Here is a 17157-nt window from a genome sequence, read left to right as displayed (position 1 = left end):
TCACCGCCGATAGCTGAGGCAAAGCGATTCTTTGTCCGATTTGCCGAAACGGCCGAAGGCGTCGGCCCGGGTCAGCCGGCTTTGACCACCACAGTGCTGCACACCTTGTCGGCGAACGTCTGCTTCTTCGCGTCCCACAGCGGCCACAGGTAGCCGATCATGCAGATGCCGTCGAGGAAGTGCGCCAACTGACGGACGAAGGCCATGCCGAAACCCTGGGGCGAGCCGTCCGCTTCGCGCAGCACACGGATGCCGACCGCCTTCTTGCCGATGGTCTGGCCCGTGGTGCCCTGCTTGTAGAGCTGCCACAGCATGAAGCCGAGCACGATCAGGCCGCCTATGGCCACCAGCGCGATCGGGCCCGGGCCACCCTCGTACGACATGGTCTCGTTGCCGTTGATGTCGACTTCCCCGGTCTTCTCCATCTTGGAGAACATCCAGATGTAGCCGGCGATCATCGGTATGCCGACGAGGGCGCCGCACAAGCCGTCCAGGAGCGTTGCCCCGACGCGGGTTCCCCAGCCGGCGAGCAGCTCGGGCGGGGGCCCGTAGCCGTAGCCGGGCGCACCGTAGCCGGGCGCACCGTACCCCGGTGCGGGGGCGCCGTAGCCGGGGGCGCCGTAACCGGGCTGGTCGTATCCGGGCTGGCCGTACCCCGGGGCGCCGTAGGCAGGGGCGCCGTAGCCGGGCGGGGGAGGGGGCTGCTGGCCGTACGGCTGCTGCCCGTAGTTGTCCGGTCCCGGGGGCATGCCCATGGGTCCCTCCGATCGGTTCGTCCGCGCGCGGCGGTGCGGCCCGCGGTCGGGCACGCCGTGGCTCGGCAAGGTAGCGGTCCCCGGTGCCGGACGGCAGTGTCTTGGCCGACCGTGATGTCACAGCTACGCACAAGGAACGTATCGGCGGAAGATTCACTACGATTTGCTGTGCTTTGTTGTGAATCGTTCCGGGGGCCGCATGACCGAGGACACCAGGCCGCAGCTCGGCGCCGCGTCCGAGCCGCCGCGCGCTTTGCCGCCCGGTCCGTCGTCCGCCGCTGCCCCTTCCCACGCCCTCCCGGCGGCGCCCCCGCCTGAGGCGGCCGACGTGCAGCCACGGTCGGAGGAGCCGTCCGAAGCGCCGCCGGGGGGATCGTCGACGGTCCCGCCCGCGAGCACGCTGCCGCCCTTCCCGCACGCCCACCCGCCGGGCCTCGCCCCCGATCCGCGCAGCACCCTGCGGCCGATCGTGACGCTGGCCGGCGACAAGTTCGCGTGGGCCAACGGGGCCCGCGCGATGTTCGCGGTCGGCATCCCGTTCGCGCTCGTCACCGCCGTCGGCGGGGTCGCCAACGGCGCGTCCGCCGCGGTCGGCGGCTACGCGGTGCTCTACGCGACCCGCGACCCCTACGCCCGCCGCGCCCGCGTGCTGGCCGCCGTCGGCCTCGGCCTCGCCGTTGCCTACGCCCTCGGCGCGCTGGCCGCCGGCCACGCCTGGCCGGGCGTGTGCACGCTCACCGTGGTCGCCGCCGCCGCGACGTTCCTGTGCAGCGCGCTGCGCGTCGGCCGCCCCGGCGGCTACATGTTCACGCTGGTGTGCGCGATGGGCACGTTCCTGCCCCCGGACCCGGCGGGCATCCCCGTCGACGTCGGGCTGCTCCTCCTCGGCACCGCGAGCGCCTGGCTGGTGTCCATGTCCGGCCGGCTCGTGCGCCCGCACCATCCCGAACACGTGGCCATCGCCGACGCGTTCCGCGCCGTCGCCGGATTCCTCGACGCGATCGGCGGCGAACAGCTCGACGCCCAACGGCACAAGGCCTCCGGCGCGCTCTACGACGCATGGGTCGCCCTCATCGGCGCGGACAGCAAGCACGCCCGCCGGTCCGGCGAAGTCCGCCGCCTCCACGTGCTCGTGCGGCGCGTCTTCGACATCTTCCACGCCGGCGAAGTCCTCGCCGAGGAACGCTCCCGGCCGCTACCGCCCCAGATCGGCGACCTCGTGCGCGGCCTGGCGGACGCCGTCGGGCAGCCGGAACGCACCCCGGAACTCCCCGCGTTCCTCGACGACGCGGAAACCGACGGGCAGCGCGAATTGCGCGCCGCGCTGCGCAAAGCGGCCAAAGCCTCCGCCCAAGGCGCGATCCCCGGCGCATCCCCGCTCCAGGGCGAACGCCCCGGCGCGCTCGAACTCGTGCGCGCCGCCGCCGGACCCGCGTCGCTCATCGTCCCGGTGTCCGTCCGCACCGGCCTGGCCGTCGGCGCCGCGACCGCGCTGGCGGCGCTCCTGCCGATCGTGCACCCGTCGTGGGTGGCCATCGGCGCGGCGGCCGCCCTGCAGGGCGGCAACGCCGTCCTCGACCTGGAGAAGGCCCTGCAGCGCGCCATCGGCACGTTCCTCGGCGTCGCGATCGTCGTGCTGTTCCTGCACGACCTGTCGCCGGGCCCGTGGGCCATCGTCGTCCTGGTGTCGCTGCTGTACGGCGCCGCGCAGACCGTCATGCGCCGCAACCTCGTGGTCGGCGTCGCCTGCATCACCCCGGTGCCGCTGCTCCTCGTCGGCGCCGGGCTGCACGGCAGCCACGTCGGCGACCTCGCCCCGACCCGGCTGCTCGACATGCTGCTCGGCCTCGGCGTCGGCCTCTTCACCAGCTTCGTGCTGTGGCGCCGCGCCTCGACCGGGCGGCTGCCCGCCGCACTCGGCCGGGCCATCCGCGCCGAAGCCCTGCTGCTCAAAGCCGCGGTGACCGGCAACGCGGAGGAGAACGCCCGGTGGCTGCGGCTGCGCACCGCGGTCCGCCGCGAACTCGTGGACGCATGGAACGCCTACGAATCCGCACTCGGCGAACTCGCCGGCCGCCGCGCCTCGGCGGAACGTGCCTGGCCGGTGCTCATCGTCGTCCAGCGCCTCGGCTTCCGGCTCATGACCGCGCCGCTCAAGCCGTCGGTGCCCGCCGAGGAGGCCCTGCCCGGCGACGACGCGGCCGCCCTCGACCGCTACCTCCAGGAGCTGGCCTCCGCCGCGGAGGAACGCCGTGCCCCGGTGCCGCCCGAACTCCCGGAACTGTGGGGGCACCCGGTGCTCCGCCAGCACCTCAAGCGCCTCGCGCGGGCGCTCACCGAAGCCGCGCAACCGCCCGCACCGGGTTTCGCGTCGCACTTCCTGGCAGGGTTGTCGGAGCCGCCGCGCAGGGTGCGTGAAGCCGAGATGCCGAGTACGGGACAATTGCGGTGACTCAACCGGCGACCCAGTCCAGTCCCGGCCTGCCGTGCCCCGGCGGGCCCCGGGCGGCACCCCCGCGGATCAGGAGAACCTCGATGGCGCACCAGGCCCAGAAGCTCGACGGCAAGGCGACCGCAGCACAGATCAAGGCCGAGCTGGCCGTCCGGGTCGACGCGCTGAAGCAGGCCGGCATCCAGCCCGGCCTCGGCACCGTGCTGGTCGGCGAGGACCCGGGCAGCAAGTCCTACGTCGCGGGCAAGCACCGCGACTGCGCGCAGGTCGGCATTGCCAGCATCCAGCGGCAGCTGCCCGAGACCGCGACGCAGGAAGAGGTCGAGGCGGTCGTCCGCGAGCTGAACGAGGACCCGACCTGCACCGGCTACATCGTCCAGCTGCCGCTGCCGCGCGGCCTCGACGCCAACCGCGTCCTCGAACTCATGGACCCGGACAAGGACGCCGACGGCCTGCACCCGATGAACCTCGGCCGTCTCGTGCTCGGCCAGGACGCGCCGCTCCCGTGCACCCCGCGCGGCATCGTCGAACTGCTGCACCGCTACGACATCCCGCTCAACGGCGCGGACGTGTGCGTCATCGGCCGCGGCGTCACCGTCGGCCGCCCGATCGGCCTGCTGCTGACCCGCCGCACCGAGAACGCCACCGTGACCCTGTGCCACACCGGCACCAAGGACCTGACCCGGCACGCCCTGGAGGCCGACATCATCGTCGCCGCCGCGGGCGTCGCGGGCCTGGTGAGCGCGGACATCGTCAAGCCCGGCGCGGTCGTCCTCGACGTCGGCATCACCCGCACCGAGCAGGGCCTGGTCGGCGACGTGCACCCCGAGGTGTTCGAGAAGGCCGCATGGGTCGCGCCGATGCCCGGCGGCGTCGGCCCGATGACCCGCGCGATGCTGCTCACCAACGTGGTCGAGGCCGCCGAGCGCCAGTTGGCCGCACGCGGGTGACGGCGATGGAACCGGAGGTGCCGGGACGTGCCGCCCGCCGGGCCGCGGCGCGCGGCCGCGAGGACGGAAAGCGCGGCGCGGGCGGCACGTTCGTCCCCGAAGGCGGCACGTCGCCGAGCGGACCCGCGGGCCTGCGCGAATGGCCCGCGGTGCTGGTCCTCGCGCTGCTCGCCGTGTCGCTGGTGGTCGGCGCGCTGTTCGGCTTCCGGTCGGCCACCGTCATGATCGGCGTGACCCTCGCGGCCGCCGCGGTCCTGCGGCTGTGCGTCCGCGAGGTGGGCATCCTCGCGGTCCGCAGCCGGTTCACCGACGTCATGGTGATGCTCGTGCTCGGCACCGCGGTGGTGATGCTGGGCCTGAGCATCCCGCCCGCGGTGGTCGACCTCCCCTGGGTGCCCAAGCGCACCGGCTGACCCCGCGGGGCCACCTACCCGCCCCGCGCCGGTGGCGTTTCCCACATGGCGCGCCGACCGGTCAACGGGGGCGCCCGGGCGGAGTAGGGTGGCCGATGGAAGTATCTCGATCACGAGATATCGCTGACGCCGGGAACCCTCACCCGTCACAAAGCAGGAGATCGCCACGATGACCCGCACGCCCGTCAACGTCACCGTCACCGGTGCGGCCGGCCAGATCGGCTACGCACTCCTCTTCCGCATCGCGTCGGGGCACCTGCTCGGCCCGGACGTGCCGGTCAAGCTGCGTCTCCTGGAGATCCCGCAGGCGGTCAAGGCGGCCGAGGGCACCGCGATGGAGCTGGACGACTGCGCGTTCCCGCTGCTCAAGGGCATCGACATCTTCGACAACCCGACCGACGGCTTCGCGGGCACCAACGTCGCGCTGCTGGTCGGCGCCCGTCCGCGCACCGCGGGCATGGAGCGCGGCGACCTGCTGGCCGCCAACGGCGGCATCTTCAAGCCGCAGGGCGAGGCGATCAACGCCGGTGCCGCGGACGACATCAAGGTGCTCGTGGTCGGCAACCCGGCCAACACCAACGCGCTGATCGCCCAGCAGCACGCGCCGGACGTCCCGGCCGAGCGCTTCACCGCGATGACCCGCCTCGACCACAACCGCGCGGTCTCCCAGCTCGCGCAGAAGACCGGCGCGGCCGTCACCGACATCGCCAAGCTGACCATCTGGGGCAACCACTCGGCGACCCAGTACCCGGACATCTTCCACGCGGAGATCGCCGGCAAGAACGCCGCCGAGACGGTGAACGACGAGGCGTGGCTCGCCGACACGTTCATCCCGACCGTCGCCAAGCGCGGTGCGGCGATCATCGAGGCGCGCGGCGCGTCCTCGGCGGCGTCGGCGGCGAACGCGGCCCTCGACCACGTGCACACCTGGGTCAACGGCACCGCCGCGGGCGACTGGACCTCGATGGGCGTCGTCTCCGACGGCTCCTACGGCGTGCCCGAGGGCCTCATCTCGTCCTTCCCGGTCGTCTGCAAGGACGGCAAGTGGGAGATCGTCCAGGGCCTGGACATCAACGAGTTCTCCCGCAAGCGCATCGACGCGTCGGTCGCCGAACTGGCCGAAGAACGCGACGCGGTGAGCGAGCTGGGCCTGATCTGACCCGGTGCCGCCGGTGACCCGGTCCCGGGCCACCGCACACGCGCCGGTGGGCGCCGTCCCCGCGAAGGGGGCGGCGCCCACCGGCGTTTCCGCGGCCTCCCGACCGCAGGGTCAGCCGTTGCCGGGGCGTTCCAGCAGCCGGCTCAGCACGACCGTGCTGTGCGTCTCGCGCACCACCGACTCCAGCCGGATGCGCTCCAGCACCGTCTCCAGATGCCGCACGTCGGCTGCCAGCAGCCGCACCACCGCGTCGGCTTTGCCGGTCACCGTCTCCGCCCGGACCACTTCCGGATGCCGCTCCAGGCACTTGAGCAGCGCCGCGGGGGTGGTGCGCGGCTCGCAGTACACCTCGACGAGGGCCTCGGTGGTCCAGCCGAGCGCGTGCGGATCGATGCGCGCCGTAAAGCCCTTGATCACCCCGGTGCCGCGCAGCCGGTCCACCCGCCGCTTCACGGCAGGCGCGGACAGCCCGACGCCCGTGCCGATCTCGGCATAGCTGGCACGGGCATCCCGGATCAGGTGCGCGACGATCTGCTCGTCGAGGTCGTCCAGGGGCACGGGACCCATGGTGCGCCTCCGCGCCGCCGGGCGGGGCGGAATCACCGGTTTCCCACCCGGACGTGCGACACCGCGGAACCCGCCGCCCCGCCCGGCGGATCCGGCTTACCGACGGCCGCCGCGGCCGGGTCAGCGCACGAGCACCGACCGCAGCTGCTCCAGCGCCCAGTCCAGGTCGTCCTTCGCGATGACCAGCGGCGGCGCGATCCGGATCGTCTGCCCGTGCGTGTCCTTCACCAGCACGCCCTTGTCCATCAGCGCCTTCGACACCGCGCGCGCCGTGCCGAACTCGGGGTCGATGTCCACACCCGCCCACAGGCCGCGCCCGCGCACCGCCGTGACCGGACCACCGACCAGCGCGTTCAGCTCCCGGTGCAGGTGCTCGCCGAGGTCCGCGGACCGCTGCTGGAACTCGCCGGTGCGCAGCATCGCGAGGACTTCCAGGCCGACCGCGCACGCCAGCGGGTTCCCGCCGAACGTCGAGCCGTGCTCGCCCGGCTTGAACACGCCGAGCACCTCGCGCGAGGACACCACCGCGGACACCGGCAGCACGCCGCCGCCGAGTGCCTTGCCGAGGATGTACATGTCCGGCACCACGCCCTCGTGCTCGCACGCGAACATCCGCCCGGTGCGGCCGAGTCCGGACTGGATCTCGTCCGCGACGAACAGCACGTTCCGCTCGGTGCACAGACGCCGCACCTCGGGCAGATAGCCGGGCGGCGGGACCAGCACGCCGGCCTCGCCCTGGATCGGCTCCAGCATGACGGCGACGATCTCCGGATCGGCTTCCAGCACGTTCCGCAGCGTCTCGATGTCGCCGTAGGGCAGCACCTCGAACCCGGGGGTGTAGGGCCCGAAGTGGCGGCGCGCCTCCTCGTCGGTGGAGAAGCTGACGATGGTGGTCGTGCGGCCGTGGAAGTTGTCGGTGCCGACCACGATCTTGGCGCGCCCGTCCGGCACGCCCTTGACCTCGTAGCCCCACTTGCGGGCCGTCTTGACCGCGGTCTCGACGGCTTCGGCGCCGGTGTTCATGGTGAGCACCATGTCCATGCCGCACAGCTCGGCGAGCTGGTGGCAGAACGGCGCGAACCGGTCGTTGTGGAACGCCCGGCTGGTGAGCGTGACCCGGTCGAGCTGGCGCTTGGCGGCTTCGATCAGCCGCGGGTTCCGGTGGCCGAAATTGAGCGCCGAGTACCCGGCCAGCAGGTCGAGGTAGCGGCGGCCTTCGACGTCCGTCATCCACGCGCCTTCGGCATGCGCGATCACGACGGGAAGGGGGTGGTAGTTGTGCGCGCTGTAGGTGTCGGCGAGCGCGATCAGTTCCTCATCGTGCTTGATCATGACGTCCTTCGATTACCGAGAACAATTCAGGAAATTCTGGACTGTCAACGATTGTCGCGCAGTTCCAACACGCAGCTGCGGACGCCCGCGCCCGGGCAGACCAGCCCGGACACGTCGAGCCCGACGGTGCGGAAGCCGTGCCGGGCGAGCAACCCGGCGAGGCCCGGCGCGCGGTCGGTCAGCACCACGGTGCGGCCGTCGCACACCGCGTCCAGGCCGCCGGCCAGCGCGTCCGCCTCGCCGACCGCGAGGCGTTCCGGGAACAGCCGGGCCAAGCGCTCGCGCGCGGCCGCGGAGAACGCGCCGGGAAAGTAGGCCACGGTGCGGTCGGTCAGCACCGTCAGGGCGCCGCCCAAGCGGGTGAACCGCGGATCCGTCAGCTCCAGCGGCACCACCGGCAGCCCGAGGAACTGCCCGGCCTCGGAGTGCGCCCGCAGTTCGGTGTGCGGGCCCGCGGCGGCCAGCACGTGCCGCCCGGCGGGCAGCAGGTCGCTCGCGCCCTCGTGCGCGAACACCGGTTCCAGCCGGGTGCGGAACCCGCGCTCGGCGAACCAGCGCAGGTACGCGGGCGCTTCGGGCTGCCGCGCGGTGCGCCGGTAGCGCGCGCCCAGCACCCGGCCGTCGACGACCGTCGCGGCGTGCCCGGCCAGCACCATGCCCGGCATGCCGCTGCGCGGCGTCACCAGGCTCACCCGGTGGCCCAGCCCGAGCAGCGTTTCGCGGACCGCCTCCCACTGCTCCAGCGGCGCGGACGCCGGGTGGGCCGGCAGATGGGTCGGCGGGCACATGACGTAGTGCCGCGGCGTGGCCCAGCGGCCGGCCGCGTCGCGGCGGCGCGGCCGGGGCAGCCGGACCCGGCCGCGCGGCGCGCGCGACCGTTCGGGCAGGACCGGCCGCGCCGCCGCGGGTGCGCCCGCGGGCGGCGGGAAGCTCAGACGCACGCGATCTCCCCTTCTCGCGTTCTCCCGGGTGGCCGTGGTCGCGGCGAGTGCCCCCGGCGTGCTCCTCGGCACGCGGTGTCACCCTTGTCACTGTCGATGCCCGGCCCGCGACATTCCGTATCGGCCGAGGAAAGCCTAGGCGGCGGCGCGCGACCGGGTAAATGCGCGATCGTTGCGCGCCGCCGCGCCTTCGTTGCACCCCCGGGGAACGCGACGGCGCATCGTTGCGGCGCCGCCACACGCCCCCGTGCGCCCCGGGACCGGGCGGCTCGCGGAGCCTGCGAGAATGGCCGCATGGTCTCGACGCGTCCCCGTGTGCTGTCCGGCATCCAGCCCACCGCAGGCTCGTTCCATCTGGGCAACTACCTGGGCGCGGTGCGCCAGTACGTTGCGCTCCAGGATGCCAACGACGCGTTCTACATGGTCGTCGACCTGCACGCGATCACCGTGCCGCAGGACCCCGCCGAGCTGCGCGCCAACACCCGTATCTCCGCCGCCCAGCTGCTCGCCGCGGGCCTCGACCCGGACCGGTGCGCACTGTTCGTGCAGAGCCATGTGCCCGAGCACGCGCAGCTCGCCTGGGTGATGAACTGCCTCACCGGGTTCGGCGAGGCGTCGCGCATGACGCAGTTCAAGGACAAGTCCGCGAAGCAGGGTTCGGACTCGGCCAGCGTGGGGCTGTTCACGTACCCGATCCTCCAGGTCGCGGACATCCTCGTGTACCAGGCGAACGCGGTGCCGGTCGGCGAGGACCAGCGCCAGCACGTCGAGCTGACCCGCGACCTCGCGCAGCGCTTCAACTCGCGGTTCGGCGACACGTTCACGGTTCCCGAGGCGTACATCGTCAAGGAGACCGCGAAGATCTACGACCTGCAGGACCCGACGGTCAAGATGAGCAAGTCGGCGTCGTCGCCCAAGGGCATCGTCAACCTCCTCGACCCGCCGAACCAGACCGCGAAGAAGATCAAGAGCGCGGTCACCGACACCGGCACCGAGGTGCGGTTCGACGAGAAGGAGAAGCCGGGCGTCAGCAACCTGCTGGCGATCCACTCGGCGATCTCCGGCACGCCGATCGCCGAGCTGGAAGAGCGTTTCGCCGGCCGGATGTACGGCGACTTCAAGAAGGAGGTGGCCGAGGTCCTCGTCGACTTCGTCACCCCGTTCCAGCAGCGGTTCCACGAGTTCCACGACGACCCGGCGGAGCTGGACCGGACGCTCGCGAAGGGCGCCGCGAAGGCCCGCGAGGTGGCGTCGGTGACGCTGGCCACGGCGTACGACAAGGTCGGTTTCCTGCCGCCGCTCGCCGGGGCCTGAGAGCAGAGGCGGCGGAAGCACGGCACATGCGCACGATCGGCGTCTCCATCGCGATCCCGGAGCCCTGGGGCAGCGCGCTCCAGGACCTCCGGGCGGGTTTCGGCGACCCGCTGGCGCGGGCGATCCCGACGCACGTGACGCTGCTGCCGCCGACCGAGATCGCCGACGACGCGATGCCCGAGGTCGAGGCGCACCTGACCCGCGTCGCGGACGCGGAGCGGACGTTCCGGATGATGCTGCGCGGCACGGGCACCTTCCGGCCGACGTCGCCGGTGGTGTTCGTGCAGGTCGCGCTCGGCATCACGGACTGCGAGCGGTTGGAGCAGGAGGTGCGGTCGGGGCCGTTGCTGCGGGGGCTGAGTTTCCCGTACCACCCGCACGTGACCGTCGCGCACCACTTGCCGGACGACGTGCTGGACCGCGCCTTCGCCGAGCTGGCGGGCTACGAGGCGGCCTTCGACGTGCGCGGGTTCAGCCTGTACGAGCACGGCGCCGACGGGGTGTGGCGGCCGGTCCGGGCGTTCCCGTTCGGCGGCTGACCCGGCCCGTCTCCCGCCTGCATGCCCGGTGCTCCGGCCCCGGCGGTGCGCCGGGGCGCGTGTGGGTGTGCGGGTTTCAGGGCACACGAGGTGCGTGGCGATCAAGGAGAAGCTGAGTTCCCTGCCGGTCATCGGGCGGACCATGGAGTCCTATGCCCGCTATACCGACCGCGACGGCAACTTCGCGTCCGCCGCGGTCACCTTCTACGGCTTCCTGTCGCTGTTCCCGCTCATCGCCCTGGCCGCCGCGGTGGTCGCCGCGGCCCTGAGCCCGGGGCGGGTGACCGAGCTGCAGAACAAGATCTCCGACCAGATCCCCGGGATCGCCGACAAGATCGACCTCAACGCGCTGGTGAACAACGCCGGCGCGGTCGGCGCGATCGGTGCGGTACTGCTGCTGGTCTCGGGGCTGGGCTGGGTCGAGGCGCTGCGGCCGGCGATCCGCAAGATGTGGTTCGAGGACGAGCCGAAGCCCGAGGGCGTCAAGGCGACGGTGACCACCAAGCTCAAGGACATCGGAACGCTCGTCGGCCTCGGCCTGGCGATGGCGGTGTCGGTGGGCGCGTCCGCTTTCGCGACCAGCGTCATCGGCCGGATCTCCGACTCGATCGGCCTGAGCGACCAGCCGGTGGGGCGGGTGCTGCTGCAGATCGCGGCGTTCGCCGTCGCGGTCTTCGCGAGCCTGCTGCTGTTCCTCTACCTGCTGGTCGGGATGCCGCGGCTGTCGATGCCGCGCCGCACCGCGCTCCTGGGGGCGCTGATCGGCGCGATCGGCTTCGAAGTCCTCAAGGTGCTGGTCGCGGCCTATATCTCCGGGGTCGCGAGCAAGAGCATGTACGGCGCCTTCGGTGTGCCCGTCGCGCTCCTGCTGTGGATCTACTTCGTGACCCGCCTACTGCTGTTCTGTGCGGCGTGGACGGCGACCGCGAAGCACGGGCAGGACTCCGACGATCCGGCCGACGCCGACCGTCAGGCCGACCCCGCGGACGCGGACGACCCGAAGGAATGGCGCGCCGACTCGCAGGCGGCCCGCCGCGCGCCTCAGGCGGACGGGCCGGGCGACTGATCCGCCGGCCCGGGGCGGCCGGCCCGGCGGCCGCCGCCCCGGAGCGCGATCACGGCAGGATCTCGTCCTCGAACGTGATCTCGGTGCGTCCCCAGCCGCGCTTGCGGACGACGAACATCGTCACGCCGCCGACGAGCAGGACCGCGGGGATGCCGACGCCCGCCCACAGCGCCCAGTCCACGCTGCTGCCCGAGCCGTCCGCCGCCGCCGGGGCGGCCGCGGCCTGTGCGGTCTTCTTGCTCTCCGAGGCGCTGGGGGAACCGGACGAGCCGCCGACCGGGTCGACGAGGCTGCCGACCGGCTTGACCCCGGCGGCGTTGCCGAAGCCCCAGTCGAGCAGCTGCTTGGTCTGCTCGTACGTCTTCCCCTTGCCGGCCACGTGCATGATGCTGACCAGCAGCGTCCGGCCGTCGTGCGTCGCCGCGCCCACGAAGGTGTTCTGCGCGTTGGTGGTGTAGCCGTTCTTGACGCCGATCATCCCGGGATAGCTGCCGAGCATCGTGTTGGTGTTCTGTATCCCGAACGTGGTGTTGTCCTTGCCCGGGAACTGCGAGTCCTTGGTCGACGCGTAACTGCGGAAGTCCGCGTTCTTCATGCCTTCGCGGGCGAACAGCGCGAGGTCGTAGGCGGACGACACCTGTCCGGGCATGTCGTAGCCGTCCGGCGACATCACGTGGGTGTCGTTGGCCTGGAGCGACTTGGCCCGCTCGTTCATCTGCGCGACCGTGGTCTCGACGCCGCCGTTCATCGCGCACAGCACGTGCACGGCATCGTTGCCGGACTGCAGGAAGACCCCGTTCCACAGGTCGTGCACGGAGTAGGCGAGGTTCTCCTTCACGCCGACCTTGCTGCTGCCGTCGCCCATGGCCTCCAGCTCCTGGGGGGCGACGGTGTGCACCGTGTTCTTGTCGAGCTTGGGCAGCACGGTGTCCGCGAACAGCATCTTGAGCGTGCTCGCCGGGGCGAGCTGCCAGTGCACGTTCTTCGCGGCCAGGATCTGACCGCTCGTCATATCGGCGACCAGCCACGAATACGCCTCTATGGCCGGAGGCGGGGCGCCGCCCGGCGGCAGGTCGACCTGGACTCCGGGCTGCGCCAGACGGTTTCCGCCCAAACCGGACATATTGCCGGGAGGCTCGGGTTCGGCCGAGGTTGTCGGTGACGGAGGGTTCTTGTGCGGCGTGGGTGCCGCGGAGGCGACAGGTGTTCCCCCGAGGAAGCACGCGGCGGCCACCGCGCCTATGGCGGCCCGCTGCGCCACCGGTCCAGACCTGTATGACATGAAGATGAGCGTAATGGCGCGACCCGGCTGCGGAAGTGTCCGATACGCGCCGCATACTTGTTCAGGACGCGACTGTGACCGAACGGACCAACCCGCGTCCCGAAAGCCCCCGAACGAACAGGTGCACCTCATGCGGATCGGCCGCGCCACCTCCGCCTTCCTCCTCCTGTTCGGCATCTGGACCTGGATCCTCTGGCCGAACTTCCTGCGGAACATCTGGGCCGACGACCGCTCCTGGAACGACGGCCCCACCGCGTTCTTCCTCGTCCACCTCGCCCTGACCGTGGTGTCCTTCGCCGCGGGCAACGCCATCGGCTGGATCGGGATCAAGGGCGTGCGCGCCAACCGCGCCAACCGCGCCAACCGCGCCGACGGCACCGCCGCTCCGGCGCCGGCCGACGGGCCCGCGCCGTCCGACGCCGCCGCCGAGGCCCGTGCCGGGGCGCGTGGCTGAGGCCGCCGCGGACACCGCGGCCGCCGGCTGCCCCGTCGACGGGCCGGGGCTGTTCACCCGCGAGTTCGTCGCCGACCCCTACCCGGCCTACGCCCACCTCCGCGCGCACGCACCCGTCCACCGCACCACCCTGCCCAGCGGCGTCGAAGCCTGGCTGGTCACCCGCTACGCCGACGCCCGGCAGGCACTCGCCGACACCCGGCTCAGCAAGAACCCGCGTCACTCGGAACAGGCGTGGAAGCAGGGCAAGGTCGGCGTGCCCGGCGAGCAGCGGTCCGGCATCGGCGCGCACCTGCTCAACCTGGACCCGCCCGACCACACGCGGCTGCGGCGGCTGGTCTCCAAGGCCTTCACACCGCGCCGGGCCGAGGACTTCCGGCCCCGCGTCCAGGAACTCACCGACCGGCTCATCGACGGCTTCGCGGCCGACGGTGAAGCCGACCTCATCCACGACTTCGCGTTCCCGCTGCCCATCTACGCGGTCTGCGACCTCCTCGGCGTCCCGGCCGCCGACCAGGACGACTTCCGCACCTGGGCCGGGATGATGATCCGGCACGGCTCGGGTCCGCGCGGGGGAGTGGCGCGCGCCGTCCGGCACATGCGCGGCTACCTCAAGGACCTCATCCACCGCAAGCGCGGCGACCTCGGCGACGACCTCATCTCCGGGCTCATCCGGGCGAGCGACCACGGCGAGCACCTCACCGAGGACGAAGCCGCGGCAATGGCCTTCATCCTGCTGTTCGCCGGGTTCGAGACCACCGTCAACCTCATCGGCAACGGCCTCCGGACGCTGCTCACCCACCCCGACGCCCGCGCCCGCCTCACCGCCGACCCGGACACCCGCATCGGCCCGGCCGTCGAGGAACTGCTCCGCTACGACGGGCCCGTCGAACTCGCCACCTGGCGCTTCACCACCGTCGACACCCCCATCGGCGGAGTGGTCGTCCCCGCGGGCGAACCTGTCCTCGTGGTGCTGGCATCCGCCGACCGGGACGGCCGCCGCTTCCCGGACGCCGACACGCTCGACCTGGAACGCGCCGACAACCAGCACCTCGCGTTCGGCCACGGGATCCACTACTGCATCGGGGCGCCGCTCGCCCGGCTCGAAGGCCAGATCGCGATCACCACGCTGCTGCGCCGCCTGCCCGATCTGGAACTCGCCGAGCCCCCCGGCGAACTGCGCTGGCGCGGCGGCCTCATCATGCGCGGCCTGCAACGCCTCCCGGTCCGGTTCACCCCGGAACCGGGGTCCGAACGGTCCGCACCGGAACCGGCCGGAGTCCGGCCGGCGGCCCCGTGACGGGGCCGCCGGACCGTCGGCTGGGCCGCCGGCTCCCCGAGAACCGGCGTGCCCACCGCCCTCCCCGCATCCGCACTTCCCCGGTACGGATACCCCGGCGCCTCCCCCTGCGCCGTCGGGAACTTGTCTACCCCGCCGCATGCAAGGCACACAACACTTTGCCGGGATAATTGGTCAGCAGGGGTGATTTGCCTTGACGATGAAGGGAATTCGCTTGTACGACGAAATTTTGCGCCGCAACCCGGGTGAGCCGGAATTCCACCAGGCCGTGCACGAGGTCCTCGACTCCCTGGGGCCGATCCTCGCCGCACGCCCGGAGTTCGCCGACGCGCGCGTCGTCGAACGCCTCGTGGAACCGGAAAGGCAGATCATCTTCCGAGTCCCGTGGACGGACGACTCCGGCGCCATCCGGGTGAACCGCGGCTTCCGCATCGAATTCAACAGCGCGCTCGGCCCGTACAAGGGCGGGCTGCGCTTCCACCCGTCGGTGAATCTCGGCATCGTCAAGTTCCTGGGCTTCGAACAGATCTTCAAGAACGCCCTCACCGGTCTGGGCATCGGCGGCGGCAAGGGCGGCAGCGACTTCGACCCGCACGGCCGTTCGGACGCCGAAGTCATGCGCTTCTGCCAGTCGTTCATGACGGAGCTGTACCGGCACCTGGGCGAGCACACCGACGTCCCGGCCGGCGACATCGGCGTCGGCGGCCGCGAGATCGGCTACCTGTTCGGTCAGTACCGGCGGATCACCAACCGCTGGGAAGCCGGCGTCCTCACCGGCAAGGGCCCGGGCTGGGGCGGCTCCGCGGCCCGTCCGGAGGCCACCGGCTACGGCAACGTGCTGTTCACCCAGGCCATGCTGGAGCAGCGCGGCGAAGGGCTGGAAGGCCAGCAGGTCGTGGTCTCCGGTTCCGGCAACGTCGCGATCTACTCCATCGAGAAGGCCCAGGCGCTTGGCGCGCACGTGCTCACCGCGTCCGACTCGTCCGGCTACATCGTCGACGAGAAGGGGATCGACCTCGCGCTGCTCAAGCAGATCAAGGAGGTCGAGCGCGGCCGCATCGCCGAGTACGCGACCCGCCGCGGCGGGTCCGCGCGCTTCGTGTCCGGCGGCAGTGTGTGGGACGTTCCCGCGGATGTCGCGCTTCCGTCCGCGACGCAGAACGAACTCGACGAAGCCGCCGCACGCGTCCTGATCCGGAATGGTGTCAAGGCGGTCTCCGAGGGCGCCAACATGCCCACCACGCCCGAGGCCACCCACCTGCTGCACGAGGCCAAGGTGGCGTTCGGCCCCGGCAAGGCCGCCAACGCCGGCGGGGTGGCGACCAGCGCGCTGGAGATGCGGCAGAACGCCGGCCGCGAGACCTGGCCGTTCGCCACCGTGGAGGCCGAACTCGCGGGCATCATGCGGGACATCCACGACACGTGCTGGCAGACGGCGGAGCGTTACGGCCACCCGGGCGACTATGTCGTGGGGGCCAACATCGCCGGCTTCGAGCGCGTCGCGGACGCCATGCTGGAACAGGGCATCATCTGACGCCCGAGCAGTTCCACGGCAGTACGAAGAATCACCCCTTCGGACAAGCAGACGGGCTCCGCGGGCAATCGCCCGCGGAGCCCGTCCGTGTGTGGGCCCGGAACAGCCGCCCTACCGCTTCAAGACCGCGGCAAACGTATCCGCGAGCACCTGATATCCCGTCGGATTCGCATGGATATCGTGCTTGAGGCACATGAACGTCCATTGGCAAATGCGTGCCACGTTCAACGGCACCTCGCCGACGCCCGGCAACGGAACCGTCGGCGTGAACGACCGTGTGGAGAAAGCGGTCGCGACATCCGCCACCGCGAAGTCGTGCCAACGCAAGCCGAAGCTGATGATGCCGTTCAGCAACTCCTGGACGAATTCCGAAAGTTGCGCGAGCTGTTGGCCTTGCGAGCCGGTCAGCCATGCGGCGAGGAACGGGTCGTAGTACGTCATCCCCGCGTACTGCACCTTCGGCCCGCCCGCGGTGCGCAGGCGCGGCAGGATCTTCGCGAGGTTGTCCCCGACCGTGTGCAGGCCGGCCGACGCGCACGTCATGTCGATGCCCGTCGCCGACGCGCAGCGCGCCACGTCATTGGCGCCGATGTCCAGGGTGAGGTACCGGACTTGGCCACGGTGTGCGCGCAGGAACCGCTCCGCGGCGGCGAGTTGCGTCCCTTCCGGGTAGGCGCACGCGCCGCCGCCGTTCAGCAGCGTCGTGGTGGTCGCTCCGCTGCAGCCCAGTTTGACGTGCTGCAGGCTCGGGTCCTTGGCCTTCAGCGCGGTGAACAGGCGGTCGGTGTAGCCCTGGTCGGTGTCGCCCATCCCCGGCATGTAGCCCTTGGCGAGCGAGTCGCCCAACGACACGTAGTAGGTGGTCTTCGGCGTCGCCGCGGACGCCGAAGCGACGGCGCCGCCCGCGGCGAGCAGGACGGCGCTGAGGAGTGCGGCGAGGAGTGCTCCTGGTCGGATGCGTCTGGTGCGCAATGTGATCCCTCCCGCGAGGGACCGCCGTGCGGCGGTCGCGTGGCGCCCATCTTGGGCGCCGGGACCGGATCCGCAACAGAATGCCGGGGCAAAAGGTTGTCCGGACTTGACCGGGAGGGCTCTGAAC

16 protein-coding genes are annotated in these 17157 nt (G+C 71.8%); 10 read left to right on the top strand and 6 right to left on the bottom strand.

Features of this window, described 5'->3' with window-relative positions; translation table 11 throughout:
* Nucleotides 1-71 precede the first annotated feature (71 nt).
* Nucleotides 72-755 carry an RDD family protein gene (locus ACPA54_RS10165; protein WP_423528361.1) on the bottom strand — a complete coding sequence of 228 codons (684 nt, stop codon included), beginning with the start codon at nt 753-755 and terminating at the stop codon, nt 72-74.
* A 328-nt stretch (nt 756-1083) separates the two neighbouring features.
* On the opposite strand from ACPA54_RS10165, the gene ACPA54_RS10160 reads away from it, so the two are divergent.
* From ACPA54_RS10160 to ACPA54_RS10145, 4 genes are all read left to right on the top strand, one after another.
* On the top strand, nt 1084-3207 hold the full coding sequence (locus ACPA54_RS10160; protein ID WP_423528360.1) for an FUSC family protein: 2124 nt from the start codon (nt 1084-1086) through the stop codon (nt 3205-3207).
* Between the two features lie 83 nt (nt 3208-3290).
* On the top strand, nt 3291-4157 hold the full coding sequence (locus ACPA54_RS10155) for a bifunctional methylenetetrahydrofolate dehydrogenase/methenyltetrahydrofolate cyclohydrolase (RefSeq protein ID WP_345673696.1): 867 nt from the start codon (nt 3291-3293) through the stop codon (nt 4155-4157).
* 5 nt (nt 4158-4162) lie between these two features.
* On the top strand, nt 4163-4570 hold the full coding sequence (locus ACPA54_RS10150; protein WP_423528359.1) for a DUF3017 domain-containing protein: 408 nt from the start codon (nt 4163-4165) through the stop codon (nt 4568-4570).
* Nucleotides 4571-4739: 169 nt separating this feature from the next.
* A complete protein-coding gene (locus tag ACPA54_RS10145) occupies nt 4740-5729 on the top strand; it encodes a malate dehydrogenase (RefSeq protein ID WP_423528358.1) in 990 nt (329 codons plus the stop codon).
* A gap of 111 nt (nt 5730-5840) precedes the next feature.
* Here ACPA54_RS10145 and ACPA54_RS10140 read toward each other — a convergent pair whose 3' ends face one another.
* From ACPA54_RS10140 to ACPA54_RS10130, 3 genes are all read right to left on the bottom strand, one after another.
* A complete protein-coding gene (locus tag ACPA54_RS10140; RefSeq protein WP_345673699.1) occupies nt 5841-6296 on the bottom strand; it encodes an Lrp/AsnC family transcriptional regulator in 456 nt (151 codons plus the stop codon).
* A 120-nt stretch (nt 6297-6416) separates the two neighbouring features.
* On the bottom strand, nt 6417-7628 hold the full coding sequence (rocD, locus tag ACPA54_RS10135; RefSeq protein WP_345673700.1) for an ornithine--oxo-acid transaminase: 1212 nt from the start codon (nt 7626-7628) through the stop codon (nt 6417-6419).
* Nucleotides 7629-7672: 44 nt separating this feature from the next.
* The gene (locus tag ACPA54_RS10130; protein WP_423528357.1) at nt 7673-8569 is read right to left on the bottom strand and encodes a dimethylarginine dimethylaminohydrolase family protein; all 897 of its coding nucleotides are present in this window, start codon (nt 8567-8569) and stop codon (nt 7673-7675) included.
* Between the two features lie 294 nt (nt 8570-8863).
* On the opposite strand from ACPA54_RS10130, the gene trpS reads away from it, so the two are divergent.
* From trpS to ACPA54_RS10115, 3 genes are all read left to right on the top strand, one after another.
* Entirely contained in the window at nt 8864-9883 is a 1020-nt protein-coding gene (trpS, locus tag ACPA54_RS10125) for a tryptophan--tRNA ligase (protein ID WP_423528356.1), read from the top strand.
* Between the two features lie 26 nt (nt 9884-9909).
* Nucleotides 9910-10422 carry a 2'-5' RNA ligase family protein gene (locus ACPA54_RS10120; protein WP_423528355.1) on the top strand — a complete coding sequence of 171 codons (513 nt, stop codon included), beginning with the start codon at nt 9910-9912 and terminating at the stop codon, nt 10420-10422.
* Between the two features lie 94 nt (nt 10423-10516).
* Nucleotides 10517-11488 (top strand): YihY/virulence factor BrkB family protein, encoded by a 972-nt coding sequence (locus tag ACPA54_RS10115; protein WP_423528354.1) that lies wholly within the window; start codon nt 10517-10519, stop codon nt 11486-11488.
* A gap of 49 nt (nt 11489-11537) precedes the next feature.
* Here the strand turns inward: ACPA54_RS10115 and ACPA54_RS10110 are convergent, their stop codons facing one another.
* Entirely contained in the window at nt 11538-12770 is a 1233-nt protein-coding gene (locus ACPA54_RS10110; protein WP_423528353.1) for a D-alanyl-D-alanine carboxypeptidase family protein, read from the bottom strand.
* A gap of 130 nt (nt 12771-12900) precedes the next feature.
* Here ACPA54_RS10110 and ACPA54_RS10105 point away from each other — a divergent pair, with 130 nt between their 5' ends.
* The 3 genes from ACPA54_RS10105 (at nt 12901) to gdhA (ending at nt 16058) form a co-directional block, all read left to right on the top strand.
* Nucleotides 12901-13224 carry an SCO4848 family membrane protein gene (locus tag ACPA54_RS10105; RefSeq protein WP_423528352.1) on the top strand — a complete coding sequence of 108 codons (324 nt, stop codon included), beginning with the start codon at nt 12901-12903 and terminating at the stop codon, nt 13222-13224.
* Nucleotides 13217-14524, top strand: a complete 1308-nt coding sequence (locus ACPA54_RS10100; protein ID WP_423528351.1) for a cytochrome P450 family protein — start codon at nt 13217-13219, stop codon at nt 14522-14524. Before ACPA54_RS10105 ends, ACPA54_RS10100 begins: the two co-directional genes overlap by 8 nt.
* 199 nt (nt 14525-14723) lie before the next feature.
* Nucleotides 14724-16058, top strand: a complete 1335-nt coding sequence (gene gdhA, locus ACPA54_RS10095) for an NADP-specific glutamate dehydrogenase (RefSeq protein ID WP_423528964.1) — start codon at nt 14724-14726, stop codon at nt 16056-16058.
* Nucleotides 16059-16169: 111 nt separating this feature from the next.
* On the opposite strand, the gene ACPA54_RS10090 is transcribed toward gdhA, so the two are convergent.
* Nucleotides 16170-17030 (bottom strand): SGNH/GDSL hydrolase family protein, encoded by an 861-nt coding sequence (locus tag ACPA54_RS10090; protein ID WP_423528350.1) that lies wholly within the window; start codon nt 17028-17030, stop codon nt 16170-16172.
* Between the last annotated feature and the right edge of the window lie 127 nt (nt 17031-17157).

The sequence above is a fragment of the Uniformispora flossi genome, assembly GCF_049534875.1.
Taxonomy (GTDB): Bacteria; Actinomycetota; Actinomycetes; order Streptomycetales; family Streptomycetaceae; genus Yinghuangia; species Yinghuangia aomiensis.
The sequence above is the reverse complement of the archived record's forward strand: the minus strand, read 5'-3'. Positions and strand labels throughout refer to the sequence as shown.

Bases quoted from the DNA above. Each gene is read 5' to 3' on its own strand.
- ACPA54_RS10120 (WP_423528355.1), top strand. From the start codon at position 9,910: ATGCGCACGATCGGCGTCTCCATCGCGATCCCGGAGCCCTGGGGCAGC.
- ACPA54_RS10165 (WP_423528361.1), bottom strand. From the start codon at position 755: ATGGGCATGCCCCCGGGACCGGACAACTACGGGCAGCAGCCGTACGGC.
- ACPA54_RS10145 (WP_423528358.1), top strand. From the start codon at position 4,740: ATGACCCGCACGCCCGTCAACGTCACCGTCACCGGTGCGGCCGGCCAG.
- ACPA54_RS10150 (WP_423528359.1), top strand. From the start codon at position 4,163: ATGGAACCGGAGGTGCCGGGACGTGCCGCCCGCCGGGCCGCGGCGCGC.
- ACPA54_RS10155 (WP_345673696.1), top strand. From the start codon at position 3,291: ATGGCGCACCAGGCCCAGAAGCTCGACGGCAAGGCGACCGCAGCACAG.
- gdhA (WP_423528964.1), top strand. From the start codon at position 14,724: ATGAAGGGAATTCGCTTGTACGACGAAATTTTGCGCCGCAACCCGGGT.
- trpS (WP_423528356.1), top strand. From the start codon at position 8,864: ATGGTCTCGACGCGTCCCCGTGTGCTGTCCGGCATCCAGCCCACCGCA.
- ACPA54_RS10140 (WP_345673699.1), bottom strand. From the start codon at position 6,296: ATGGGTCCCGTGCCCCTGGACGACCTCGACGAGCAGATCGTCGCGCAC.
- rocD (WP_345673700.1), bottom strand. From the start codon at position 7,628: ATGATCAAGCACGATGAGGAACTGATCGCGCTCGCCGACACCTACAGC.
- ACPA54_RS10110 (WP_423528353.1), bottom strand. From the start codon at position 12,770: ATGTCATACAGGTCTGGACCGGTGGCGCAGCGGGCCGCCATAGGCGCG.
- ACPA54_RS10105 (WP_423528352.1), top strand. From the start codon at position 12,901: ATGCGGATCGGCCGCGCCACCTCCGCCTTCCTCCTCCTGTTCGGCATC.